Consider the following 25120-nt stretch of genomic DNA (forward strand, 5'->3'; position numbering starts at 1 on the left):
AGTGTAATACTCTACGCCGACAGGGTCACGTCTTCTATGGGGAACGCGATATCCGAAACTAACAGAAGAAGGCGTATACAGGAGGAATACAACAGGGAGCACGGGATTACTCCTACGAGCATAAGGAAATCTGTGACCGATATATTGTCCACGATATACGAGGCCGACTATTATACTGTGCCTCTTGAGAGAACGGCGGAAGAGCTCGATGTAGCGCCCGAGAAAATATCCAAAACCATAACCGCGCTTGACAGGGAGATGAAAGAGGCGGCGAAGAATCTCGAGTATGAAACGGCTGCGCAAAAGAGAGACCAGATAAAAAGGCTCCGGGAGCTCGAGATAAAATATCTGGGCGAGGGCGGAGAAGACACCAAGGGAGCGTAGATCAGGGGGCGAGATGCCCCTTCAGGCTCTCGGCCAGTTTTCTACTGAAACCGGGGACAGACGCTATCTCTTCCACCGTTGCCCCCCTGATTCTGGATACTGTCCCGAAGTGTTTTATCAGCTCCTTTTTGCGCTTTACACCGATGCCCGGGACGTCGTCAAGCTCGGACTTTATAGCCCTTTTCCCCCGGAGCTTTTTGTGATAGGTAATGGCGAACCTGTGGGCTTCGTCCCTGATCCTCATCAGCAGAAACAACACCTGCGAGTTTTTTGAGAAAACAATCGGATTTTTTCTTCCGTATATATAAATCTTGTCGCTTTCCCCCTCCCTACCCTTCGCTATCGAGGCGAGATCCACCTCGTCGAGGCGGCCTATTTCATCGAGCGCCTGACGCGCTATGTTCAGCTGTCCCTTCCCGCCGTCTATGAGTATCAAATCCGGAGGCCCCCATCCCTCTTCCTCCGCCCTGCCGAGCCTTCTCTTCAGCACCTCATACATCATTGCGTAGTCGTTCGGCCCTTCCACAGTTTTTATCCTGTAAGTCCGGTACCCCTCCTTCGAGGGCTTCCCGCTTTCGAATCTCACAAGCGAGGCAACAGCTAAGTCCCCCTGAATATTGGATATATCGAAGCACTCTATAGAAGCGGGAAGCCTTTCAAGGTGAAGCGAGGATTTAAGTCTTTCCAGCAGGTCGAGCTCCCCGAGCTCCCTTGCGTGCTTCCTCTGGAAGCTCTCCAGCGCGTTCCTGTTGGCAAGCTCCGACTGGCCGGCTTTTATCCCCCGCTCGGGCGCTTCGACGGCCACTTTCCTGCCCCGCTTCTCCGAGAGCCATTCTGAAAAGGCCGCCCTCCCCTCCACGTCAAACGGAATAATTATCTCTCCGGGAATAAACCTGCTTCCCCCGTAGAACTGTGAGAGAAATTCGGCCAGCAGCTCCCCTTCGGCGCCGGTAGCATTTTTAAACGAGTATTCCGTCTTATCCACGAGGCTTCCGCCCCTTGAGAACAGAACCGAAAACTCGGCATGCTGCCCCTCCCTGTAAAAGCCGACTATATCCCTGTCCTTGGTTCCGGGCGTTATAAACATCTGATTATCGATGTTTTTCTCAAGGAGCCTGATCTGATCCCTGTAGTGGGCGGCGTCCTCGTACCTTGTCTCCTCAGACGCCTTGTTCATATTCTTCTTAAGCAGGTCTATTATTTGCCTTTTCTCTCCCCTCAGAAACATCTTCGCCTGCTCTACCACTTCCTTGTACCCCTCCTCTCCCACCTTATCGGCGCAGGGTCCGAGACAAAGGCCCATATAATAGTTAAGGCAGGGCCTCGAAGAGTGCCGCTTGAACTTCTCATCCGTACAGTCCCGGAGCGGGAACACTTTATGAATGAGCCTCTTGGCCTTCTTGAGCGCGTCCGCCGACGCGAAAGGGCCGTAGTATAGGGCCCCGTCTTTCAAGACTCTCCTAGTAAGGGAGAGCCGGGGGAACTTCTCCTTCGGGTCGAGTCTCAGCGAGAGGTAGTTCTTATCGTCTCTGAGCCTTATATTGTATTTAGGCTTCTTCTGTTTGATTAGAGAGTTTTCGAGTATCAGAGCCTCGCGCTCGTTACTCGTCACGAAATAATCAATATCTTCGGCCTCGTTCATTAAATAGGCGATATGAGGTCTTTGCGCATCTTCAGCATCGTTCAGGTACGAGAAGACACGGCTTCGCAGATCCTTCGCCTTTCCTATATAGACAGACCTCCCCTTTTTGTCCTTCAAAAGGTACACGCCGGTCGATGCCGGAACGGATACGACTTTTCCCCTAGTAAGGCTCATAAGTTATTTAGGTTAAAGGATTTTTGTTCTTAATCAAGAACGGCATTACGCCAGCTGCGGACGCTGCCTATGCCGGTGGTACAAGAGTAAAGGGGCTATTCGTTCTCCTCGACTTCCCTTTTCAGATTGGAAAGCCCCTTATCGAACATATTTCCCACCATCGAGTCCATCAGCACTGCGAAGTATCCGCCCGTAACGGACCTGCCCATATCGCCCGACATCTCCCACGTCACCTCAGTCCGCCCGTCCTGAAGGCGGTCATATGTCATCGAGCTCGTACACTCATAAGTGCCGCCGTCAAAGAGAAGGTCGTACCTGATCCCCTCCGAGGGCGAAGACTCCGTTATAGTAAGAGCACCGGTTCCGCTATCCCCAACCCAGGACTGGCTCGCCCCCACCCCTGAGGTTTTCTCCCCAAGTGAAACCACCATACTCGGGTCCTCTTCCTTCCAGGGGCCCCAGTCATCCCATTTTTTCAGATTTCCCACATATTCATGCACCTCTTCAGGCGCTGCATCTATTACAATCGAGCGCTCCACTTGATAGCTCGAGGGCAAAAGAAGCCCAACTGCCGCTATGGCTACTATCAATACGACTATCGCCGCGATGAGGACTTTCACAATTTTCATTTTTGCCCCCCTTTAATATAGATAGCTCATGATTTCCCCGATCTCATATTTTTCCACACTCCTCTCAGTTGTTCGAGATAGCCGCTCTGAATGGAGGCTCCCAGGTCGGTTAACACCGATTCTATATCCGAAATAGAGCCCCTTCCGCCCTTCCCTTTTAATGCGTTCAGGATGAGCGCCGCCTCTATAACTCCAATATCACGGTCCGCGATTTTTTCGTAGAACATTTCGTCCTTTTTGCCCCATTTTTTTCCGGTGTACTTTTCGTAAAACAGCTTCGTTTTCTCTTTGTGGCTTCTATTTTCTGCGCCCTCTTCTTCTATCGCGGTATTTACTGCGGTAATTACACCGGTAGATACACCTGTAGTTACCGCGTTACTTATCGGTGTATCTCGGCTTAAGATCTTTTTGGTCGTAGGATCTATCTCTAGTCCGGCTCTTATTCTTTCGGCTTCTATCTCGTTTGGTCTCAATACGAGGAACTTTCTGCCGTATATGCCCAGTGACGACTCTATGACCTTTATGCAAAGCTTTCTCTCTAGTGAGTGGATTGCAACCCTCACGGTCTTGTCCGATAATCCGGTTAATTCCCGGAGCTCCTTTAGACCGAACCTGGAGCTGTCGGTCTTCTTTCCCTCGCATACGCCGTACATCGCCCGGTAGACATTTGATTCCGAAGGGGTAAGGGTGGAATATAGGTCTTTTAATACCTCCGGCTCCTTTGTCCGCTTCTCAGGGGGAGTCTTACGGGAAGGCTTTTTGTCTACCGCATTATCTACCGCGGTAATTATCCCAGTATCTATCCCGGTCTCTACCGCAGTATCATCGCCCGCCGGTACATCATCAACATCCCGAGTACTCGGGATGTTGCGCTCTTTTTTGAAACTTTCGAAGTATTTAGTAGCAACCCTGTGGGCGTTTACGGGGCTCCCGCGCTTCTGCATCGACTCTATCATGCTTGAGAGGCGGCTGCTCCCTCCGGACTTCTTCTTAGGAGTTCCTGATGATGTATCTTCTTCCTTCTTCTTTTTCCCTTTCATAAATTGCTATTACTTCCTTGGCCAGCCTTCTGTAATCGGTGGCCCCGGGGCACACGGGGTCATACTCCATTATATGTTTCCCGTAGCCGCTCGCTTCCTTTAGCTTGACGTTCGTGTGTATCGGAGAGAAGGTGTTTGGGTGGAACTTCCGGTTTATAGCCTCAAGCACCGTGCTGCTCACCGTCGTCAGTTTGTCATGCATTGTCGGAAGCCCGTAGGGGACTATGGGAAAATCGGGCCTGGACGAGTAAACCTCGAAAAGTGTTTCGTCTATCATTCTTACCGCTTCGAGAGCCAGGGGCTGGGTCTGGACCGCGATTATAATATCGTCTGCCGCGAAAAAGGCGTTTACCGAAAGAGTGGCGAGTGAAGGCGGGCAGTCTATGAGCACAAAATCGTAGTTTTTCCTGAGCCTTTTTATAGCCTTCCTCAGCCTGTGATCTTTCTCTATCAGTGCCGACATGGAAAGATCGGCCCTGCTCATCGCAAGATTGGCCGGAATAAGAAAAAGCCCCGGCGTGCCGTGCTCGACTATAATCCCGTTTATATCCTCCCTGTTTGCCGAATCGATAAGCACATCGTTTATAGTCTTATCGAAATCGTTTGGGCTGAAACCGAGATGAGAGGTGGCGTTCCCTTGCGGATCCAGGTCTATAACCAATACCTCGCACCCCCTGTCCACAAGGCACGCGGACAGATTCACCGCCGTCGTCGTCTTTCCGACGCCGCCCTTATGGTTCGCGATAGCAATTACCTTCACCTTGGGTAAATCTCCTCGTGTAACAGGGGCTTTGCGGCAACCTTCCGGCCGCCGCCCGTCGATACCGTCCCCTTTATTTATATCAATTATAAACGATCATATCAAGACAAAAGGGTAGGGCGGCTCATAAAAAATATATATTACCGGGCATGTTCCGGAGTCCGGTGACACGTCATAGCTGAGTCACGCCAAACTAAAGAGTCCCCGACATTGATTTAAGTTTTTAAAAATCATATAATATGCTGACGAGGGCGTTAAAAAAAAGCCGCCGTAGCTTTAGCGGTATGCATAAAACAACGGCGGCAACCGGAAGGTGGAACAACTTAATGATACCCTTTCTCGCTTTTAATTGTCAAGCTTTTTGATGCCCGCATAAGAACAAAGCCCCGTTTTGTTCAGGGGGAGAAATGTCTAACAAAAAGCAGGACAAAACGAAAATAGTACAGATCTGGGGAGAAATCCTCGATGAGGGCTTTACGAGCGTCCCCAATATTCTCCTCAGATACAGATCCCGGATAGGGCTAAAGCCCAAACATATAATGCTTATCATAGACATTATGTCCTACAAATGGGACGCCGGATACCCGTTTCCCAGCTACTCCACGCTCGGCTTGAGGGCGGGCATAGAGGAAAGGAGTGTGAAGCGTATAACCCAGGACCTGGAGGAGCTCGGCCTCCTGATAAAAACACCGAGATTCGACGGGGAAACAGGCGCTCAGGTTACAACGGTATTCGACTTCCGGCCCTTGGTTCAAAAACTGATAGAGGAAATGAATAAAGGGGAAGATTTAACAACTATGAACGAGGAGGGTGAATTGGGGGTGGGTAAGATAACAAATGAAAACATTTCACCCCAGCGAAAAATAGAAAAAGAGATCAGACAGAAAGGGTATGACAAAAATGTCATGGGGGAGGGTGACAAAAATGTCACCCGGGGGGTGACAGAATTATCACCGGGGGGGGTGACAAAAATGTCACCCGAAGAATACACATATAATAAGAAGAGTATTAGTAAACTAACCCGCGAGAATAACCTTACCTATGGTAGAGGAAAAAACCCGGACAAAAATGTCACAAAAAAACGGAAAAACAGGGTTAGTGAAAATTTTAGAGAGGCTATTTATAGAAAAAGAATGTTCGAGATATACGATAACCTGAACGGACTCAAATCCATAGAGCATCTGGTTCAGGAAGGAGCGGAGAGGGCATGCAAGGACATAGCTGTAAACAGGGCCGGAGAGTTTGAGAAGGCCGGAGTAAAAATAGATCCGGGTAAAGTGGCTTTACAGGTAAGAAAAAGATTCCCCTACGAAAAACTTCCGGCCGGGGAGCAGAGCGCCAGGAGATTTTTCACCAAGGAGGTGTGTGACTTGACGGCCCTTATCGTCCGCGAGCGGTTTATAAAAAAGAGAGAAGAATAGGGTTTGAATCGACACGTTGGCAAAAAACATCCAAACGTAACGGAAAAGTAGGCGAGGAAAACGAGCGGGCTTTGGGCCGGTTGACTTTTATTGAGGTCTATTTAATATACTTTTCCGAAAAAAACCAAAGACAGGGGGAGAATATAAATGGCAAGTAAAATCCCGAATACGAAAGAGGCCAGAGAGGTTCTCAAAAAAAATAAAATCGTGATAGCGGGTGTTGGAGAAACCGAGCAGGGGAAGATCCCCGATAAAAGCTCCTTTCACTTCTTATCTGAAGCTTCAAAGCTGGCAATTCAGGATGCGGGCATTAAGAAGTCCGACGTGGACGGATTGGTAACGGCGTTTTCGCTTGTTGAGCATACATTTATGCATTGCACCACTTTTGCCGACTACTTCGGCATGAGGCCGAGATTTTTCTCGTCGGTTGCCGTAGGCGGAGCGACCGCCGTGTGGATGGTGGCCGAAGCGGCTATGGCTATAGCTTCCGGTCAGGCGGAGGTTGTGCTCTGCGTAAGGGGAGACAACACCCTTTCCGGTATTTCGTCTTCCGGCATGGTTGCGTTAATAAGAGAAATGTGTCACGCGGAATTCGAGTTTCCCTACGGACTCACCACGCCCGGGGGTTACGCGCTTGCTGCCCAGAGATATCTTCACGATTTCGGCGCCACCCGTGAGCACCTTGCGTCGGTAGCCGTAACGATGCGCAAGCACGCCGCCATGAAAGAGAACGCCATGAACAAGGATCCCCTGACGGTGGAAGACGTTATAAACTCACGCATCATTGCGGAGCCGCTTACAAAATACGACTGTTCTATTATCTCGGACGGCGGCGCGGCGTTCATCGTCACCACCGAAGACAAAGCCAAAGAGCTGGGAATACAAAACCCCCTCGCGCACCTGTGGGGCATGGGCCAGGGTTATTCACATCAATACCTGACAACGCTCCACGACCTGGATCAGATATATAATGCGATCAACACCTCGGGACAAAAAGCATTCCAGACTGCCGGAATCGGCCCGTCGGACATAGATGTGGCGTTTCTCTATGACTGCTTCACCATAACCGTGTTGCTGGAGCTTGAAGGTTTGGGGCTTGTCCCGAAAGGGGAGGGCGGCCCGTTTGCGCTCGAGGGACGGATGGAGATCGGGAAAGACCTTCCCGTAAACACCCACGGGGGCCTCTTGTCTCAGGCTCACCTGGGCGCAATGCACCACGTTATAGAAGCTACCCTTCAGTTGAGGGGGAGCGCGGCCGGAGAGAGGCAGGTGAAAGATGCGGAGGTTGCGCTTGTACACGGAAACGGCGGCATAGTATCCGCCCACAGCACCATAGTGCTCGGCAAGGAACCACTCTCATAACAAAAAAGGAGATTTATTAAAAATGTCAGAAAATAAAACATACGATAAACCGCTGCCCGAATTCAGGCCGGAAACCAAACCCTACTGGGACGGGGCCAAAAATCACGAATTACTCCTGCCCAGATCAAAAGAGACGGGGAAGTTTTTCTTTTACCCACGCGCACTCTCCCCCGGAGAGGATATGTCCGAGGACCTGGAGTGGGTAAAGGCGAGCGGCAAGGCAAAGGTTTGGACATACGCGATTCATCATATGGGACCGTCCAAGGCCTATAAAGGGGACCCCCCCTATGTGGTGGCCCTTGTGGAGCTCGAAGAGGGCGTGAAGATGATGACGAACATCGTCGAGTGCGACCCCAATGACGTTCACGTCGGCATGGAAGTGGAGGTTGTTTTCGACGATGTCACAGACGAAGTGACATTGCCGAAGTTCAAGCCTGCTAGATAATATCCGCGGCGCGGTTGACTTTGTTTCGCAGTTTGAAAGTACGCCTGAAAAAATCATCGAGTGCGGCAGACGGGTATAACCTCCTCTGCCGCTTAATATTTCCATTAACAAGGAGACCAATCTATGTCACAGGAATCAACCAGGCTTTTTTACGAAGACCTTGAGGAAGGGGCCGAGCACAAAAGCACGGGCAGAACCATAACCGAAACTGACGTTGTGAGCTTTGCGGGGTTGTCGGGCGACTTCAACAACATGCATATAGACGAGGAGTTTGCCAAGAAAACCGTGTTCAAAACGAGAGTAGCTCACGGACTCTGCGTTCTGTCGGTAGCGTCCGGCCTGTGGTTCACGATGCCGCGTCTGGCCACCATAGCCTTCATGGGACTCGAGGACTGGAGGTTCTCTGGGGCCGTGAAATTCGGCGATACCATTCATATCACCCGCAAGCTCGTCGAGAAAAGAGAGCACAAGCGCCCCAATATGGGCTTCCTTATCTTCGAAGTCAATGTTCACAATCAGCAGGACGAGATCGTTCAGAAGGGAAAATGGGTGATCCTGGTTCAGAGAAAGGAAAACGCGTAATCAGCCCAGGAGCGGGATTGTTCCCCAATTCTTGATTATTAGAGGCGGCTCCGGGAGGAGCCGCTCTAACCCATCCATATAACTAGATAATTTTTCTGTAAAAAGTATTTTTCCGCTAAATATTCAGCCGGATTCTAAAAAAGTATCTTGACACGGACATGCGAAGTGTGCTAAATCCTATTTCATATGGTTCACAACACCTTTGTGGAAGGTGGAAAATCCACAAATTAAACACAATAACTTAAGGAGGTATGGAGAGAAATGGCAATAGATATGTTGCTTGGCTACGTGTTGTTGCTTGTAGGATTTGTGTTTTTCTGTAACGGTATGACCGTTTTGGGCAAAACAGGGGCTAAGGAAGTCGGAGTTCTTAATCTGGCCGTAGCTATACTGATTTTAATAGCGGCGTGGCATCTGCACACGTTGGACTTGACCGCAGGTACCGCTCTGGTTTCCGTGTTTGCTCTGATTTATTTTATGGTTGCTGGAATATTCATTCATGGATATGACGCCAAAGGGCTCGGATGGTACTGCTTGTTCGCAACCGTTGTCTTCATATGGTACGGCTACCATTTCTTCACTCTCGAAGCGGCTATCCCCGGCATGATGTACTATGCTCTTTTCTGTTGGGCATGGGCATTGCTTGTTTTCCTGGCTTTCCTGGTGTTCTCTTTAGGAAAAGCATTGGGTCCGGCAGTAGCATGGCTCTTCCTCATTGAGTCGATTCTTACGCTTCTTATTCCCGGAATGCTTCTTCTCACCGGAAAGTGGGGTCCGATTACAGCACTCAGTGCCGGTAGTTAGTTAGGCATTTTAAAAGACACTGTTTGAAAAGAAAGAATTTTTAGTTAAAAGAGGATTACGGATATCCAGCCGTAGTCCTCTTTTTTTTATTTGAGCCCCGCCCCCGATATAATAGTCCTTGCCTTTAGGAGCATAAATGATTTAAAATAAGATCAAGCATACCCAGAGGAGGTTTTTATAATGAGAGACGTATACATTCTTGGAGTGGGGACGACCGCTTGCGGGAGGTTTCCCGAGAAAGCCGCTCACGTGCTGGGCCGCGAGGCCGCGTGGGCCGCGATAAAGGACGCCGGGATTCACCCGAGAAAGATAGAGATCGCTTTCTGCGGCCATGTCTATCAGGGCATGGGAGTCGGCCAGAGAACACTCAAGGAGATCGGACTCGTGGGCCAGCCCACTATCAACGTAGAGGGCGCGTGCGGGAGCGGGACACTCTCGTTCTGGGAAGCCTGGAGAACAATTGCATTCGGACAGTACGATATTGCCCTTGCTCTTGGAGTGGAAAACCTGAGCAGAGTGCTGTCGGGCGGCCCGTTGCCCCTGGAAGAGGACGACATCGAGGTCTCTCTGGGAATGGGAATGCCCGGCCTGTACGCAATAAGGGCGAAGAGATACATGATGGAATACGGAGTGACGAGCGAGCAGCTGGCGAAAGTGGTTGTGAAAAGCCGTCATCACGCGTCACTGAATCCGATAGCTCAATACAGAAAGGAAATGACAATAGAAGAAGTGCTGGACTCCCCGATGATTGCGGACCCGCTGACACGTAATATGTGCTGCCCCGTAGGGGACGCTTCCGCGGCGGCGGTGCTGTGCTCGGCCGACCTTGTCGACAAGCTCGCTACGAAGCAGCCGATAAAGGTGCTTGGCTGCGTCGCCCAGTCCGGTAAATACTCAAGCCCCAAAGGACTCACGTGCGACCCCTCCGAAAACGTGATGAGAACGTCTAAAATGGCCTATGAGAAGGCGGGACTCGGGCCCGAGGATATGGACGTGGCGGAAATTCATGACGCTTTCTCCATAGCCGAGATGATGGTCTACGAGGCGCTCGGATTCTGCGAGAAAGGGGAGGGCGCCAGGCTCATAGAGGACGGGAGCACGTGGGTAAACGGCGGCGGCGTGGCCGTTAATCCGGGCGGAGGACTCCTGTCGAGGGGCCATCCTGTGGGCGCCACGGGACTGCTGCAGACGGCTGAGATAGTCTGGCAGTTAAGGGGCGAGGCCGGCAAGCGTCAGCAGGAGGGCGCCAAAGTCGGCATTATCGAAACTATGGGCGGAGCCCAGCCGGCTATGGACGGAATAACCTGCGTCGTAAGCATACTGGGTAAGTAGTTGTAAGCGGTAAGTGAAATGAGCGCAGTGAATGAGGGGCACGTCGCGCTTCCTCCACGGCATAACATGATTCGTCATTGCGAGCGGAGTGAAACGAAGCGTGGCAATCTAAAAAAAAGAATTGTAAAGGTTACTTACGCGGCTTAACTTCATATACTGAAGGTATGATAGCTTAAACAGAACGAAAGGGGTGAGGAATCACCCCTTTTTTATTTGGAAATTATGGACAACGTAACTCATGTGGCCGAGGCGTTCGCAGATCTCGTTTTATCTTCCTCGAACGCGGCGGCCCTGACAGGCGCGGGCATCAGCACCGAGTCGGGCATACCGGACTACCGCTCTCCCGGAACGGGCCTTTGGGAAAAAATGGATCAATCGGTCGTATCCCTTGACGGTTTTATAAGAGCCCCTTCCCGCTACTACGACTACGCGCTCGAGCTCTACCCCGTGAGAAAGGCCGCGAAACCCAACCCGGCCCACCTCATGCTTGCGGAGCTTGAAAAGAGAGGGGTGCTGAAAGGTGTCATTACCCAAAATGTGGACGGTCTCCATCAGGACGCCGGCTCCGCCGAGGTTCATGAGCTGCACGGCTCCCTGAGACAGGCCGTATGTCTCGGCTGCAGCGTGCTTCAGTCGATGGACGAGGTGATGGAGAGTGTGATTTCAGGCGAAAACCCGCCCCTGTGCCCCGATTGCGGAGGGGTCCTTAAGCCGAACGCCGTATTTTTCGGCGAAATGCTGCCGCAGGTTCCCTGGCGGAGGTCAATTGAGCTCGCCGGCGCAGCCGACCTCTTTGTAGCTATTGGCTCCTCCCTTCAGGTGTCCCCCGCCAACACCCTTCCGGATATAGCGCTTCAGGGGGGCGCCGGGCTCGTCATCCTGAACCTGACACCCACCCCCTTCGACGACGACGCGGAGCTTGTCGTCAGGGAGAAAATAGGAGAGTTTTCCTCAGCAGTGCTCGAGATTTTAGGCCCCTGAATGCGGGAGATTTAATTTTTTATTTCCATTTTGGTAAAATTAAGCCCGTCACTTAAATTTTTTTCAAATTCTTAAAAAAACCTCTTGACAACAGACCGCCATTTTTGATATAAGTACTTGAGATGGGGTTTTGATTCGTAGTAACCTACGTTTCTCCTCTTTAAGGTTGGTAACAATCCGGTTATAAAAATCTATGTAAGGAGGTTTGTAATATGCCAAGTCATCTTAATGTCCCAACGAAGTATTGGGAACTCACGAAGGAGGTCCCACCACCTCCGATAGAGAGAGACATCAACACATGGATCATAGCGAATCCATCAGATCCGCTATGGGACATCGACGTTCTCCCTCTTACCTATACCGACAGCCGCTGGTCCGCTTTTGTTGTAAGAGTGGACGAGGCTACAAGGCAGCGTCTTTGTCCGAATCCGCCTCTTACGGTTTGGGATGGAGAGAACGCAGATCTAGTTGAGTACTGGTATGTTGACCACAAGAATACGATGTTAGGTCCATACCTTGAGTTCGGTGTAACTATTTCTGCAACCTATAAGGACCCGAAGGGCAATGTATGGAAAGCCGGTTACTATCCATATATGTACCTCACCGGTGATGCGCCAGTTGACGCTGGTCGTGTGCTCGGCTTCCCGAAAAAGATGTCATACATCAGAATTACCACCCATGGCGGTGAGAAGGGAACCGATTTCTTCGGCTTCGCAATGGCCCGTAACGGCTATCTGATGCACAGCGCAACCGGTCAGTTCGATGACAAGCAAGTAACACCTCCATATTTCTATGGAAAGGTAGACTGGGGTAAATTCAACATGAAAGTTGTTACCAGACCTGACGTTTCAAGTTCCGAGTGGCAGCTTACGTATCTACCGTCAGAGTTACCGCCTGCATTCAACATTAAAGGCCATCGCTTCCAGATCAAGCCAGAACATACACGCACGGCTTCCAGCGACGCCATTAACTGGTTCCAGCAGGCAACACCGTTTGACAATATGGGCGCGGAAATGAAGATTCAGGAAGTTACGGGTCTTATTTCATTCGTATTCGACCTTATTATTCCTGTTCCGAAAGTTCTCTGGACCGAAACCTATGAGCGTCCTGCCAGTTACAGGGGATATGCGACTCCGTACAAGTATGGACTTCGTCAGCAGTTCCCGATCAGCCAGGGATCATAAGGCGTTTAGTCTTGATGATTTGTATTGTTGAAGTACGAAAACAAAGAATGAAAAAATTATAGGAGGTATTTGCAATGGGTTTACAAGCAAATGAATATAGCTATCCTTGGCTGGCAGAAGGAGAAGTTCCGCCACTACCATTGGATAGAGACAGAATCCACATCATATCCCAAGGTGTGGCAGACCCTGTTTTTGACTATGATATTATTCCGCTCACATATACGGAAAGCCGCTGGATGGCTTACTGTATTCGTGCGGATATAAACAACATGAAAGCAGTCGTACCAACACCAATCGAAGTTCAGGACGATGTTATTGAGTTTTGGTACGTTATCCACAGAAATACGATGCTTGGACCATACATGGAAATGGGCGTAACCTTCTCCGCTACAGTAGACTCCGGAGACGGCCAGATCTACAAAGCTGGATACTATCCATACATGTATCTTTCCAACGACTCCCCGATTTTTGCCGGAAAGGAGCCTTTCGGATTCCCTAAAAAGGCTGCTTACATCGCGGCATTTGAGCATGGAGCAAACAACAACTACTTTAATATGCTCATGGAGCGCCGTGGATATATTCTCCACACCGCTAACGGCCGCTACTCCGACAAGCCTCTTTCCGTAAGACCTACGTTTTACGGTAAGACTGACTGGGGTCGTATGAACTATCGTATTACCACGCACCCGGACGTAACAAAAAGTACCCACGAGGTTACTTATCTTCCGTCCGAGCTGCCGCCCGGATTCGGTACCGGACACCGTTTCATGCTGAACCCTGAGAGCATCAGAACCGCCACAGGTGATGATATTCGCTCCTGGTATCTCAGCGGAACACCGTTCGACTACATGGGTGGTCAGATTCCGGCTACAGAGGTTGTAGGGCTTATCAGCTTTACCTTCAACCTTATAATTCCGCCGGCTAAAACCATTTGGACCAATGTGGTGCAAAGAGATCCGGACAAAGACTTTGGCGCGCTCCTCTACTCCACACCGTTCAAGTACACGATGCGCCATCGCTTCATGGTACCTCAGTACTCACAGGGTTAATTTATTTAGCCGCCCCGTGCGAGCTGGGTAATAAATATGTAAATCACGGCGGGACTCCCTCTTCCGAGGGAGCCCCGCTTTTTTTTATTTTTAAATAAACTATGCGAATCCACTCCCGCCGCAACACGCATAGCCTGTTAACTTTTCAGCACTAAATTTCTGAGACAATTAAGGATGGATTTATCCTCCCCCGTTTGTTCGTCATTGCGAGCGACGTGAAACGAAGCGCGGCAATCTTAATCCGTCATTCTGAATTTATTTCAGAATCTCGTTTTTTAATTTCCTCCTTTTTCAAAGGAGGGTTAGGGTGGATTTTTCTTCGGTCATCCTGAACTTGTTTCAGGATCTTTCTTTTACTTTGATGAATGACACTCCATTAGGTTGGAGGTTCTCTAAAAGGGCAGGGCGCCGGTCAGAGTTACAGATTAAGCTCGAGCTCGAGAATTTCTTCCGTATCCTCTTCGCTATAGGGGGATTTCTGTCCGGGAAGCCCTATGATTCGCCTGAGTGATTTAAGCTCCTGTGCGGACTGCTTTCTCCTCTTCTTTATCGCTCTCGTCCTGGCTTTAAGCAGCATGAGAGTGTATGAGAGGTCTTTATCCCCGCTTTCGAGCCGGCCTCTTGTCTCCATCGAGGACTGAAGGGCGCGGAATATATCGTACTCCTCATCGGGAATGAAGTTGTCGAGAAATGTATAGGCGTCTTCTATTATCTCCCTCTCTTCTATATAGTCCTGGTGCAGAAGATATATTGCCAGTGCGTGCCTTATGGTCGTTTGCGGAAAGGGCAGCATGGACTCGGGGAGGGCGGAAGGCAGGAGTTTCAGCGGCTCGGGTTTGTCTCGTTCGTAGATAATGGCCAGGAGGTCTCCGTAAGCCGAGACAATTCTTTTTGGATGAAGGTCTGTGTTTTCCGTTTGCACAATAACTTCTCTGAAATAACAGCAGTACGGGAAATCCGCGCCCGCCCGCAGGGGAGCCGCATCGGCGTCATTCCGTTTTTGTCAATTTAATCTGGGCCCCAAAGACTTCTGCGTCAGGCGGAGACAGGGATACTGAAACCGGTTGTTTTGCCTTTTGCGAAGCCTAGGTCTTATTCTATCACGTGCGCGTCGGGTTTAACAATAGCGAGAGAAAAGTTTTTTGAAAATTGTTATTCACTATACTCCTGCCCGGGGGAAAGCACTGGAATTGCCGGATTGCGCAGGCAATATTTTAGGTTTATTTACATGGGCAAAATCATATAAAAGTGCCTTTTTACGCTGATCTTTTTCTATTTGACTTTTCCCCGTTTTTTCCATAACATCTTTTCAAGCGATTTTCATAACAGAAGTGGCCGTAGCAATACACCTTGTCAGTTTACTTTTTCGCATATAAATAAATCGATAGGACCGCAGCCAGACGTATAGATAATGACTCGTTCAACACATAAGCCTTCTGTCGGCATCATCATGGGCTCCCAGTCCGATTGGGAAACAATGAAGCATGCCGCCGGGATACTGGATGATCTCAAAATTCCCTATGAAAGTAAAATCGTGTCGGCTCACCGCACGCCGGAGCGCCTCTATGAGTACGCAAAAACGGCCCGTGAGCGCGGACTGAGGGTTATTATCGCGGGTGCCGGGGGCGCTGCGCACCTTCCCGGTATGGTCGCCAGCATTACCGCCCTGCCCGTGCTCGGCGTGCCTGTGGAGAGCAGGGCTCTTAAAGGTCTTGACAGCCTTCTGTCTATCGCGCAGATGCCTGCGGGCATTCCCGTCGGCACGCTGGCAATAGGTACGGCGGGGGCAAAGAACGCCGCCCTGCTCGCCGCCTCTATCCTCTCGACAGCGGATGAAAAGGTCGCTGCGAGACTGGAGAAATTCCGAAAGAAACAAACAGCGGGAATTGCCGTCAAACCCGATAAAAAGGCCCCGCGTCCTCGCGGCAAAAAAACCGGATGAAATTTGAATCGAAAACACTTGGCATACTCGGCGGCGGCCAGCTCGGTCGTATGAGCGCCCTGGCGGCCGCCAAACTCGGCGTCAGGGTTCATATCTACTGCCCCGAGGAAGACAGCCCCGCCGGGCAGGTAGCCGCGAAAACGTTTATAGGCGCTTACGACAACAAAAGCATGCTGAGGGCGTTTGCGGAGAGCGTGGATGTGGTTTCATACGAGTTCGAGAACATCCCGATTGAAACAGTCCGCTATATCCAGAAATTCAAGCCCGTTCATCCCGACGGCGAGCTGCTGGAGATTGCGCAGAACCGAATCACAGAGAAAAAATTCCTGAACGATATAGGTATCCCGACGACCCGCTGGGCTCCCGTGCGGAGCGCAGGGGAAATCGACCGCGCAGTCCGCGAAATGGGGCTTGGCAAAGCTATTCTGAAGACCACACGTCTCGGGTATGACGGCAAGGGGCAGCTTGTCCACAGCGCCGGAGACGACTCGAAAACGAGCTGGAAGAGGCTCAGGTCAAAGGAGCTGATTCTCGAAGAAGCCGTCGATTTTGTCTCCGAAATATCGGTTATAGTGGCCCGGGACAAACGGGGGCGGACCGCTCTTTACGGCCCGGTCATGAACGAGCATAAAAATCACATCCTGTCTCAGAGCACCGTGCCCGCTTCAATTTCAGGACGTATGGAGGCCCGCGCGAAGGAAGAGGCGCTTTTGCTGGCGGCGGAAGTGGATCTTCTGGGAGTGCTCGCACTTGAGATGTTCGTAACGAAGGACGGCCGTATTCTGGCAAACGAGATCGCGCCCCGCACGCATAATTCCGGCCACTGGACCATAGACGCCTGCGCCGTCTCGCAGTTCGAGCAGCACGTGCGCACCGTATGCGGCCTTCCCGTAGGCTCGCCGGAGCGCCATTCGGACGCGGTGATGGTGAACCTGCTCGGAAGCGACGTCAGGAAAATGACGAAGTGGTACGGCATGAAGGATTCCTGCGTCCACCTCTACGGCAAATCGGAGGTTCGCGCGGGGCGGAAGATGGGTCACGTGACTATCCTTAAACCGCTCTCCGCGGCCCGCGAAGAAAACCCCCGCCCTAGCGTTAAATCAGGAGCTAAGGCGTAATAACGCCCTATTGCCGCCTTATGATAAAGAGCTTAGCCGTCATGGATGGATGATAACGGCAAAAATAGCCTTCTTGCATATCCGCCTTAATAACTGTTTCCCAACGTCCTTCTGCCTCGATTAACCCTGAATCCCAGCTTTCATCATTTGCGGTAACGGTGTGTGGAACGAAGTCGCGGTTTACCCATATGATCGTATCACCGGGAGCTACGACAATCTCCTTGGGGATAAATCTGAGATTGCTTATCTCGACTACGTGCTCTCTGCTTTCGGGTTCTACGGTCCGCGCAGGAACTAATGAACTATATATGAGGACCGCAATTACGAGAACAATTGCAGTCTTGAAATAAGCTGCTTTAAAATGCATCTCAATTTTTTTTGTTGACGGCGTCTACCATCTTCTGGGCGTGCTGTTCATGGCTTTTAAAGATTATGAGAGCCTGTCCAAAGAGCTCCTTCATTTCGGCGTTCTCAATGTTGGGGGCGAAAACGTCCCCTACTAAGGCGTTGACGGCCTGATGGTAGGCGAGTTCGTTTTCGGCATAGCGTTTATCAAATTCCTCCCCGCTGAGGGCGCTCATTTCTTTTATAGTCTGATCCGCCTGTTGATTAAGTTGCTGGCTAAGAAAATTATCCTGAGGCTGGAGGTTTAATTTGTTGAGAAGAGCCAGAGCTTGCTCGTTTACGCCTGTGTGATCCCGGATCATTGTTTCTGCGAATTCAATAACAACGGGGTTTTTGGACTTGGCGAGCGCCAAATGCGCATAGCGTATATCTATGTTGTCCGCCGTGTAGGCTACGTGCGCTATCTCCAGATCATTCAGGTCTGCAGGCGACGGATCCTCATCCGCTTTCAGCATCGTGACTGAAAGGGCTGTGAATAACACAGCTATGGTCAAAATGCCGGTAATAGCCGGCCTCAAAATAGTTGTTTTGCTCATAATAACCCTACTCCTTTGTTTTATGTGTTTTATGGATTTTTACCTTTTTAGGTAAATTGATGTACATAATTATTGTTCATTGCGCCGTTACATGATCTTGACTCAATATATATACAGAGTCATAGGCGCGGGAATGGTTACGGATTAAAGAAAGTTTGTAACCTTTCCCGCGTGAGCAGCTCTGTATTATATGTAGAGTCCGAAGGTTGAAATTGTAATGAATATACAGATGGACATGAGCGAAATAACCGACGAAGAAGTGGTGAAGCGGGTTCTTGCCGGAGAGGTTGCGTTGTTTGAAATATTGATGCGTCGTTATAATCAACGGCTTTATCGTGTGGCTCGCTCTATAGTAGGAGATGCGAGCGAGGCCGAAGATGTGATGCAAGATGCTTATGTGCAGGCCTATACGCATCTGAGTCAGTTTGCCGGACTCGCAAAGTTTTCTACTTGGCTGACCAAGATCGCTGTAAATGAAGCATTGGCGCGCGTCCGTAAGCGTAGGCAGTTTGTCGATATGGTCTCAACATCAAGCTCGGGGGAGGAGAAAATGAGCGCATTGGAGGCGAAGTCGCAAGATCCTGAGCAGAGCGCCTTGACGAGAGAATTAAACGCGGTGTTGGAGGCCGCAGTCGGATCATTGCCCGACGCTTACCGCTCTGTTTTCATGTTGAGGAATATAGAGGGCATGAGCACGGCCGAGACTGCGGAATGTCTCGATATAAGCGAGGAAAATGTAAAAATCCGTCTATATCGCGCACGCTACTTATTAAAGGAAGAAATAAACTCTTATGTCGGCACTGCGGCTCAAGACGCTTTCCAGTTTGCGGGCCGTCGCTGTGACCGCGTAGTGTCAGCGGTGCTTCATATAATCACCAAAAACAATTCTTTTAAAGCGGACTCAAGAGCTTAGGCTAACCGTTAAAGGGGATTTAATGCTGAACCGAGCAGACAAAATGCATAGTCGTTATTTGCCTGGAAGAGGATAATAGTTTACATAAGACTCATTATCAGACGTCAATATTGCTAAAAAGAAAGCAATGCCGAGCTGTGAAAAAACATTATCTATGCCACCCCCTTCCCCAGATACGCCCTTAACTTCGGGGAGAACTTTCGCTTTACAAGAGCCGCCTTGAGGTTCCACTCTTCGTCCCCGTCGAACTTTAAAAGAAGCCTGACCTCCCCCCCTTCCTTAACCGCGGCCGGAACTCCGTCCCTGTAAAGTACCCTGTTTTTGTAATGTGACGATACCCGCTTGCCGGGTGTGATAATGCCCGTCAAATTTAACGGGTCGGCAGCGGTTATCGAAACAAGCATCCCGTCTTTTTGTTTACGCCTCGTCTGACGAAGCCCCGTAACCGCCTCGGGCAATGCGAACTGCTCTCCCCATACCCCGTCCACAAACCTGCCTCCCCTCACCTCCCCCCTTAGCTCAAGCAGTCTCAGCACACGCACCAGCTCCCTCCAGGAAGGCGCGAAGCTCTCCCGCTCGACGAGCCTGCGGAACAATACCCCGTATCTCCTGAGGAGCGCCATAGCCAGAGCCTGCATATCTTCCTTCGACTTCTCATCCTGCCCTTCCCCGGTATGTATGAGCGACCACCTGCCCGCCCCTTCCATATCGAAGCTTATTCTCTTTCTCCGCCGCCCCTTGGCAGTTCTATATTTTGAGCTTACGAGGAGCGCCCTGAGACCCGTGTAGCTGTCGGATGTGATAATGCCGTTTGCCACAAGCTCGGTTATCGCATTTTCAACCTCCACCCTGAGCCCCTTTGTCCCCTCAGCTATTTCCTCGAAGAAGGACGCGCCTCTGGTTTTGAGAAAAGCCAATACTTCCTCCGCCCGTCCTGACAGATTTTTCGCGCCGGTACCCGCATGAGGAGTTAACCTCTTCCACATTTCAAGGTTGGCCCTTTTCACTATCGTAACGGGAGTGGTCTTGATCGGTCCGGGTTTCCCGATTCCGTTGCCGTTAGCGGGTTTAAATCTCCCCCACAAAACGCTTCCGGAAAGGCATAACGTATCGAGCCACGCGTGATCATAGTCCGCCATTCTCGAGGACAACAAGTCTCCCTCCCACGCGGCCGCAGAGGCCTGAAAGCCCTCCAGCTTGTCGAGCATCCCTTTAAGGGCCTCCACGCCTTCGGGCCTATCCCCAGAGTCCAGCCCGTGCCACGAGAAAAGAAACCGCATATAATCAGCCGCCGTAACAGGCTCTATCTCCTTACGCAGCTTGCTCAGGGTGTATTTATGAATGCGCGCGAGAAGCCTCCTCTCGCACCACTCAAGCCCTTTTGCCCCGGGGGTAAAACTTCCCCTGAAAACAAATCCCTCTCCCTCGAGCGAAATCAGCGCCTTATCCACGCCCGAGACCGGAACGCCGAGCGCTTCCGAAATCCCGGCAGCCGTAACCGGGCCTAAAGACTCAAGCCTTCCCCTTATTATTTCAACAAGCGCCTCCTCCTTCGATATAGCCGTCCCTTTCAATTTTTCCGGAATATTAATTTCCGGAACGGTTATTGAATCCGGGAGGACGATATTTATCTGTCTTAATCTCTCGGCGGCCACCCATAATTTATTCCCTTCCCCGGTCTCGAGCACGGTCGCCCTGTTTTGTCCTATAAGTTCTTCAAAGTAAGGCTGCCAACCCCCGGCTGCATCTCCTCTTTCTCCCTCCTCTTCTGTCAAAAATCCGCACAGCGCCAGCGCGTCATGCAGCTCATCGGCGTTTTCCGCTTGCGGCCATGCCTCCTCTCTCACGGTTCTTACGGCTTCTATATCCAGATCACCCAGCCCGGCGGCTTCGGAGGGGTCAAGCCACCTCCTGTTCTGAACGGCATGGGTCCTTCTTTCTTCGAGCGGAGCGTCGTCGAGAAAGGCGTAAGGCCTTGCGTTCAATATCTGCTCCGAGAGGGGCGAGGGCTCTCTCAGGTCGCGCGCTATCAGCTCTATTTTTCCCGAATGTATATCGGTCAGTAACGCTTCGAGGTTTTCTATGTCCATAGCCTCGTACAGGCAGTCGTATATTGTTTGATTTACAAGCGGGTGATCGGGTATTTCCCTTTCTCCCGTTATATTTTCAAGGCACGCTATCTGATCGGGAAATACCTGAGCGATGAGGTCTTCCGAATGTATGCGCTGCACCGCCGGAGGGACCTTTTTCCCGGTCCACCTCCTCAGCACGGCAAGGGCGGTACTGGCGTTCCAGCGCCATCTGACCTCGAACATCGGAGCGTCCAGGAGCGCCTGCGTCAACACCTCCCTTACCGTATTCGGATGAAGGTAATAATAGACCTCCTCTAACGGGAAGCTGTGCGTAGCTCCGAGGCTCAATATTATCGAATCCTCCGTAGCCGCCGCCTGAAGCTCAAAGTTGAACTTTCTGCAGAAGCGCTTTCTTAACGCAAGCCCCCACGCCCGGTTCATTCTGCTTCCGAAAGGCGAATGCACTACGAGATGCATAGCCCCCGCCTCGTCGAAAAACCTCTCCAGTACCAGCCTCTTCTGTGTCGGAATCACCCCTAATGCGGCTTTTACCGCCGCCATATATGTAACCAGCTGGTCTGCGGCATCCAAACCCAGGCCGGCCCCTTCCGTGAGCCGCTTAAGCGCCTCCTGCTTCCAGTCCTCATCCTGAAGACTGTCCAGTAATTCCCCCTTTTTTATAAGGCTTTTTATATCCCCCAGTCTTTCCGATATCTCTTCTCTTAGTCTCGAGACGGCTGCCGAGAACTCGGGGCTTCTCCCCGGTGCTTCACCGAACCAGAAAGGAATTGTCGGCGGAAGGCCGCCCGCGTCCTCCACCCTTACCTTGCCGCCGTTTACCTTCAGTATCCTCCAGGAGTGGTTTCCCAGGAGAAAAATATCTCCCGGCACGCTCTCTATGGCGAAATCCTCATTTACTGTTCCTATAAAGGTGCCCGTAGGCTCGAGTACCACATCGTAGTCAAAGCTGTCGGGTATTGTGCCGCCCGAAACTATCGCCGCGAGGCGGGCTCCTTTTCTAGCCCTTAGCCGTCCGTTCACCATATCGTGGTGTATGTAAGCCCCCCTTCTGCCCCGGCGCGCCGAAAACCCCTGACTCAGCATCTTTATTACTTCATCGAATTCTCTTCTTTCAAGCTCTCTGTACGGGTAAGCCCTCACAAACATTTCGTATAATTCGTCTTCCCCGTACTCTCTGCATGAAACCTCGGCCACTATCTGCTGGGCGAGCACGTCTAGGGGTTTTTCCGGCATTATCAGGCTGTCTAGCTCCCCCCGCTTCACTGCGTCAAGGAGCGCGGCGCACTCCACAAGCTCGTCCAGGCTAAGAGGAAATATTTTCCCTTTGGGCGTGCCCCTCACCGTGTGCCCCGAGCGCCCTACCCTCTGTAGAATAGTGGCAATGGACTTGGGAGATCCTATCTGGCAGACGAGATCGACAGAGCCTATATCTATCCCCAGCTCGAGCGACGCCGTGGCCACTATCGCCTTCAGCTCTCCCGATTTCAGCTTTCTCTCCGCATCGAGTCGGAGCTCCTTAGATATACTGCCGTGATGGGCCGCCACAGCTTCCTCGCCCAGCCTTTCCGTGAGGTTATGAGTCATTCGCTCGGCAAGCCGCCTGGTGTTTACAAATATGAGTGTAGTCCTGTGAGTATTTATTAATTCCTCTATCCTTTTATAGACCTCTCCCCAAACCTCGTTCGACATTACCGCTGTGACAGGGGAGCGGGGAACCTCTACCGAGAGATCAAGCTCTCTCCTGTGCCCGGCGTCGATTATTGTACAGTCGATGCCATCGTTGTTTTCCCCTCCGCCTGTAAGAAACCGGGCTACCGTTTCTATCGGCTTTTGCGTGGCCGAGAGCCCTATGCGCACAAGCTCTTTTGAGGTAAGGGTGTTTAATCTCTCGGCGGACAGTGACAAATGAGAGCCGCGCTTGCTCCCCACAAGAGCGTGTATCTCATCTACTATCAGCGTGTGCGCCTCAGAAAGCATTTCCCTCCCGTTTTTACTCGTAAGTATCAGATAAAGGGATTCAGGCGTGGTAATTAGTATATGGGGAGGGTTCTTGGTCATCCGGGTGCGAGCCGATGAAGGAGTATCGCCCGTTCTGACCTGCGCCCTTATTCCGGTCTCGGGGAGGCCTGCCTTCCGGAGCTCCTCCTGTATTCCGCCAAGCGGCTTTCGGAGGTTGTTTTCTATGTCGTTACTAAGGGCTTTAAGGGGCGATACGTACACTATCTGGGTCTTATCCGGGAGTTTTCCCTCAAGACCCTTTTTAACCAAATCGTCTATCGCCGAGAGAAAAGCGGAAAGCGTCTTACCTGACCCTGTGGGCGCTGAAATTAGCGTGTTCTTACGCTTTTTAATCTCCGGCCATGCCCTCTCCTGGACCTCGGTAGGGGCTTCAAACTCCCTCTTAAACCAGGAGGCGACCGCGGGATGAAATTCACTCAGTATCATGGCAGTGTGATAAGTGTAGCCTGTTTTTCAATATTATAGTGTATACGAGCCGTTTTTTAACCGGAAACTTGACGGCTGTGATAAACTCATTCCTATGGCAGGCGGGTTTAAAATCAGAAGCGAGTTCTCCCCGACCGGGGATCAGCCGGAGGCAATCAAAGAGCTTACCGAAGGCGTGCTCCGGGGAGACAAGCATCAGGTGCTGCTCGGTGTAACCGGAAGCGGAAAAACGTTCACCATAGCAAATGTCATCGCCAATGTGGGCCGCCCTACCCTCATAATAGCGCACAACAAGACCCTCGCCGCCCAGCTCTACGGCGAGCTCAAGGAGCTTTTCCCGGAAAATTCCGTCAGATACTTCGTAAGCTACTACGATTATTACCAGCCCGAGGCATATATACCCTCGACGGACACCTACATCGAAAAAGACGCGCAGATAAACGAGCATATAGACAGACTCCGGCACGCCTCGACCACTTCGCTCTTCGAAAGACGTGACGTGATTATAGTGGCGAGCGTATCCTGCATATACGGGATAGGCGCCCCGGAGCATTACTACGGACTCCTGACGATGCTCGAGGAGGGCATGGAGCTCGACAGGGACAAGCTCCTAGAAAAACTCTCGGAGGTGCAGTACGAAAGGACCGGGGTTGACCTCTACCGCAGTAGCTTCCGCGTTAAGGGGGATATCGTGGACGTCTTCCCCTCTCACCACGACAACACGGCGCTCAGAATAGAGTTCTTCGGCGACCAGGTGGATTCAATAAAAGAAATCGACCCGATCAGAGGCAAGACTCTGAGAGAACTAAAAAAAGCGGCTATTTATCCGGGCTCCCACTACGTAGCCCCCAAGTACAGGCATGAAATGGCGATTGAAAACATCAAGAAGGAGCTTGAAGAGAGGCTCGAGTACTTAGAAGCGCGGGGAATGACGCTTGAAAAGCAGAGGCTTGAGGAAAAGACCAGGTTCGACCTCGAGCTTCTTTCCAATATGGGTTTTTGCTCGGGGATCGAAAACTACTCTAGGCACATATCGGGGAGGCTCCCGGGACAGCCCCCCTGGACCCTGCTCGACTACTTTCCGGAGGATTTCCTTTTGGTCATAGACGAAAGCCATCAGATGATACCGCAGCTAAAAGGAATGTACGAAGGAGACAGGAGCAGGAAACTGAGCCTTGTGGAGCACGGCTTCAGGCTGCCTTCGGCGCTCGATAACAGGCCTCTTAATTTCCCCGAGTTCGAAAAAAGAATAAATCAGATCATATACGTCTCCGCCACTCCCGGATCCTATGAAATAGAAAAGGCAGAGGGTGTTATAACCGAGCAGATCATACGCCCCACAGGGCTCGCCGACCCCGGGGTGGAGATAAGGCCTGCTGACAGACAGGTCGACGATTTGCTTGAGGAAATACAGAAAAGGACTGCCGCGGGCGAGAGAGTGCTCGTCACCACCCTGACCAAGAGAATGGCGGAAGACCTTACTGAATATTACAGAGAGCTCGGGATCAGAGTTCGCTATCTCCACTCCGATATAGATACGCTTGAGAGAATAGGGATAGTGAGGGATCTCAGGCTCGGGAAATTCGACGTCCTCGTCGGTATTAACCTCCTGAGGGAAGGGCTCGATATCCCGGAAGTGTCTCTCGTTGCGGTCCTGGACGCCGATAAGGAGGGGTATCTACGCTCCGAGACCTCGCTCATACAGATATTCGGGCGCGCAGCAAGAAACGTAAACGGGAGTGTAATACTCTACGCCGACAGGGTCACGTCTTCTATGGGGAACGCGATATCCGAAACTAACAGAAGAAGGCGTATACAGGAGGAATACAACAGGGAGCACGGGATTACTCCTACGAGCATAAGGAAATCTGTGACCGAT

Annotated in this window: 22 protein-coding genes; 14 read left to right on the plus strand and 8 right to left on the minus strand. The window is 51.2% G+C overall.

What is annotated here, in order from left to right:
- Window positions 1-384 (plus strand): UvrB/UvrC motif-containing protein (locus tag RIG61_14190; protein MEQ9620307.1); only part of this gene is annotated, 384 nt, incomplete at its 5' end.
- A gap of 1 nt (window position 385) precedes the next feature.
- On the opposite strand, the gene uvrC is transcribed toward RIG61_14190, so the two are convergent.
- From uvrC to RIG61_14210, 4 genes are all read right to left on the minus strand, one after another.
- Window positions 386-2200, minus strand: coding sequence for an excinuclease ABC subunit UvrC (gene uvrC / locus RIG61_14195; GenBank protein ID MEQ9620308.1), 1815 nt, complete (start codon window positions 2198-2200; stop codon window positions 386-388).
- Between the two features lie 95 nt (window positions 2201-2295).
- On the minus strand, window positions 2296-2829 hold the full coding sequence (locus RIG61_14200; GenBank protein ID MEQ9620309.1) for an SRPBCC family protein: 534 nt from the start codon (window positions 2827-2829) through the stop codon (window positions 2296-2298).
- Window positions 2830-2855: 26 nt separating this feature from the next.
- Window positions 2856-3869 (minus strand): hypothetical protein, encoded by a 1014-nt coding sequence (locus RIG61_14205; GenBank protein ID MEQ9620310.1) that lies wholly within the window; start codon window positions 3867-3869, stop codon window positions 2856-2858.
- On the minus strand, window positions 3820-4629 hold the full coding sequence (locus RIG61_14210; protein MEQ9620311.1) for a ParA family protein: 810 nt from the start codon (window positions 4627-4629) through the stop codon (window positions 3820-3822). Before RIG61_14210 ends, RIG61_14205 begins: the two co-directional genes overlap by 50 nt.
- 407 nt (window positions 4630-5036) lie before the next feature.
- On the opposite strand from RIG61_14210, the gene RIG61_14215 reads away from it, so the two are divergent.
- From RIG61_14215 to RIG61_14255, 9 genes are all read left to right on the plus strand, one after another.
- Window positions 5037-6050: a helix-turn-helix domain-containing protein gene (locus RIG61_14215; protein ID MEQ9620312.1), complete on the plus strand. Its 1014-nt coding sequence runs from the start codon at window positions 5037-5039 to the stop codon at window positions 6048-6050.
- A 147-nt stretch (window positions 6051-6197) separates the two neighbouring features.
- Window positions 6198-7412: a thiolase family protein gene (locus RIG61_14220; protein ID MEQ9620313.1), complete on the plus strand. Its 1215-nt coding sequence runs from the start codon at window positions 6198-6200 to the stop codon at window positions 7410-7412.
- Between the two features lie 22 nt (window positions 7413-7434).
- Complete coding sequence (locus RIG61_14225; protein MEQ9620314.1) at window positions 7435-7857, plus strand: OB-fold domain-containing protein; 423 nt, start codon at window positions 7435-7437, stop codon at window positions 7855-7857.
- A gap of 123 nt (window positions 7858-7980) precedes the next feature.
- Window positions 7981-8439: a MaoC/PaaZ C-terminal domain-containing protein gene (locus RIG61_14230; GenBank protein ID MEQ9620315.1), complete on the plus strand. Its 459-nt coding sequence runs from the start codon at window positions 7981-7983 to the stop codon at window positions 8437-8439.
- Window positions 8440-8700: 261 nt separating this feature from the next.
- Window positions 8701-9243 carry an AmiS/UreI family transporter gene (locus tag RIG61_14235; GenBank protein MEQ9620316.1) on the plus strand — a complete coding sequence of 181 codons (543 nt, stop codon included), beginning with the start codon at window positions 8701-8703 and terminating at the stop codon, window positions 9241-9243.
- Window positions 9244-9423: 180 nt separating this feature from the next.
- Entirely contained in the window at window positions 9424-10575 is a 1152-nt protein-coding gene (locus RIG61_14240; protein ID MEQ9620317.1) for a thiolase family protein, read from the plus strand.
- A gap of 222 nt (window positions 10576-10797) precedes the next feature.
- Window positions 10798-11556 (plus strand): NAD-dependent deacylase, encoded by a 759-nt coding sequence (locus tag RIG61_14245; GenBank protein MEQ9620318.1) that lies wholly within the window; start codon window positions 10798-10800, stop codon window positions 11554-11556.
- A gap of 212 nt (window positions 11557-11768) precedes the next feature.
- Window positions 11769-12740: an acetoacetate decarboxylase family protein gene (locus RIG61_14250; protein ID MEQ9620319.1), complete on the plus strand. Its 972-nt coding sequence runs from the start codon at window positions 11769-11771 to the stop codon at window positions 12738-12740.
- Between the two features lie 74 nt (window positions 12741-12814).
- Window positions 12815-13789: an acetoacetate decarboxylase family protein gene (locus tag RIG61_14255; GenBank protein ID MEQ9620320.1), complete on the plus strand. Its 975-nt coding sequence runs from the start codon at window positions 12815-12817 to the stop codon at window positions 13787-13789.
- A gap of 418 nt (window positions 13790-14207) precedes the next feature.
- Here the strand turns inward: RIG61_14255 and RIG61_14260 are convergent, their stop codons facing one another.
- On the minus strand, window positions 14208-14711 hold the full coding sequence (locus RIG61_14260; protein MEQ9620321.1) for a hypothetical protein: 504 nt from the start codon (window positions 14709-14711) through the stop codon (window positions 14208-14210).
- Between the two features lie 489 nt (window positions 14712-15200).
- On the opposite strand from RIG61_14260, the gene purE reads away from it, so the two are divergent.
- Window positions 15201-15731 carry a 5-(carboxyamino)imidazole ribonucleotide mutase gene (gene purE / locus RIG61_14265; GenBank protein ID MEQ9620322.1) on the plus strand — a complete coding sequence of 177 codons (531 nt, stop codon included), beginning with the start codon at window positions 15201-15203 and terminating at the stop codon, window positions 15729-15731.
- A complete protein-coding gene (locus RIG61_14270) occupies window positions 15728-16849 on the plus strand; it encodes a 5-(carboxyamino)imidazole ribonucleotide synthase (GenBank protein ID MEQ9620323.1) in 1122 nt (373 codons plus the stop codon). Before purE ends, RIG61_14270 begins: the two co-directional genes overlap by 4 nt.
- A 7-nt stretch (window positions 16850-16856) precedes the next feature.
- On the opposite strand, the gene RIG61_14275 is transcribed toward RIG61_14270, so the two are convergent.
- Both RIG61_14275 and RIG61_14280 read right to left on the minus strand, forming a co-directional pair.
- Complete coding sequence (locus RIG61_14275; protein MEQ9620324.1) at window positions 16857-17216, minus strand: plastocyanin/azurin family copper-binding protein; 360 nt, start codon at window positions 17214-17216, stop codon at window positions 16857-16859.
- Between the two features lies 1 nt (window position 17217).
- A complete protein-coding gene (locus tag RIG61_14280) occupies window positions 17218-17790 on the minus strand; it encodes a DUF4142 domain-containing protein (GenBank protein MEQ9620325.1) in 573 nt (190 codons plus the stop codon).
- 217 nt (window positions 17791-18007) lie between these two features.
- Here RIG61_14280 and RIG61_14285 point away from each other — a divergent pair, with 217 nt between their 5' ends.
- Window positions 18008-18703 carry an RNA polymerase sigma factor gene (locus RIG61_14285; protein ID MEQ9620326.1) on the plus strand — a complete coding sequence of 232 codons (696 nt, stop codon included), beginning with the start codon at window positions 18008-18010 and terminating at the stop codon, window positions 18701-18703.
- 152 nt (window positions 18704-18855) lie between these two features.
- Here RIG61_14285 and RIG61_14290 read toward each other — a convergent pair whose 3' ends face one another.
- Complete coding sequence (locus RIG61_14290; protein ID MEQ9620327.1) at window positions 18856-23241, minus strand: DEAD/DEAH box helicase; 4386 nt, start codon at window positions 23239-23241, stop codon at window positions 18856-18858.
- Between the two features lie 94 nt (window positions 23242-23335).
- Here RIG61_14290 and uvrB point away from each other — a divergent pair.
- Window positions 23336-25120: excinuclease ABC subunit UvrB (gene uvrB / locus RIG61_14295; protein ID MEQ9620328.1), on the plus strand; the 1785-nt coding region annotated here is incomplete at its 3' end.

It is taken from the genome of Deltaproteobacteria bacterium (assembly GCA_040223695.1).
Lineage (GTDB): Bacteria > Desulfobacterota_D > UBA1144 > Nemesobacterales > UBA2774 > JAVKFU01.

Excerpts from the sequence above, each read along its gene's own strand:
- RIG61_14240 (MEQ9620317.1), top strand. The coding sequence starts at position 9,424 with ATGAGAGACGTATACATTCTTGGAGTGGGGACGACCGCTTGCGGGAGG.
- RIG61_14285 (MEQ9620326.1), top strand. The coding sequence starts at position 18,008 with ATGAATATACAGATGGACATGAGCGAAATAACCGACGAAGAAGTGGTG.
- RIG61_14245 (MEQ9620318.1), top strand. The coding sequence starts at position 10,798 with ATGGACAACGTAACTCATGTGGCCGAGGCGTTCGCAGATCTCGTTTTA.
- RIG61_14220 (MEQ9620313.1), top strand. The coding sequence starts at position 6,198 with ATGGCAAGTAAAATCCCGAATACGAAAGAGGCCAGAGAGGTTCTCAAA.
- RIG61_14255 (MEQ9620320.1), top strand. The coding sequence starts at position 12,815 with ATGGGTTTACAAGCAAATGAATATAGCTATCCTTGGCTGGCAGAAGGA.
- uvrC (MEQ9620308.1), bottom strand. The coding sequence starts at position 2,200 with ATGAGCCTTACTAGGGGAAAAGTCGTATCCGTTCCGGCATCGACCGGC.
- RIG61_14275 (MEQ9620324.1), bottom strand. The coding sequence starts at position 17,216 with ATGCATTTTAAAGCAGCTTATTTCAAGACTGCAATTGTTCTCGTAATT.
- RIG61_14225 (MEQ9620314.1), top strand. The coding sequence starts at position 7,435 with ATGTCAGAAAATAAAACATACGATAAACCGCTGCCCGAATTCAGGCCG.
- RIG61_14215 (MEQ9620312.1), top strand. The coding sequence starts at position 5,037 with ATGTCTAACAAAAAGCAGGACAAAACGAAAATAGTACAGATCTGGGGA.
- RIG61_14230 (MEQ9620315.1), top strand. The coding sequence starts at position 7,981 with ATGTCACAGGAATCAACCAGGCTTTTTTACGAAGACCTTGAGGAAGGG.
- purE (MEQ9620322.1), top strand. The coding sequence starts at position 15,201 with ATGACTCGTTCAACACATAAGCCTTCTGTCGGCATCATCATGGGCTCC.
- RIG61_14250 (MEQ9620319.1), top strand. The coding sequence starts at position 11,769 with ATGCCAAGTCATCTTAATGTCCCAACGAAGTATTGGGAACTCACGAAG.
- RIG61_14280 (MEQ9620325.1), bottom strand. The coding sequence starts at position 17,790 with ATGAGCAAAACAACTATTTTGAGGCCGGCTATTACCGGCATTTTGACC.
- RIG61_14200 (MEQ9620309.1), bottom strand. The coding sequence starts at position 2,829 with ATGAAAATTGTGAAAGTCCTCATCGCGGCGATAGTCGTATTGATAGTA.
- RIG61_14270 (MEQ9620323.1), top strand. The coding sequence starts at position 15,728 with ATGAAATTTGAATCGAAAACACTTGGCATACTCGGCGGCGGCCAGCTC.
- RIG61_14235 (MEQ9620316.1), top strand. The coding sequence starts at position 8,701 with ATGGCAATAGATATGTTGCTTGGCTACGTGTTGTTGCTTGTAGGATTT.
- RIG61_14205 (MEQ9620310.1), bottom strand. The coding sequence starts at position 3,869 with ATGAAAGGGAAAAAGAAGAAGGAAGAAGATACATCATCAGGAACTCCT.
- RIG61_14290 (MEQ9620327.1), bottom strand. The coding sequence starts at position 23,241 with ATGATACTGAGTGAATTTCATCCCGCGGTCGCCTCCTGGTTTAAGAGG.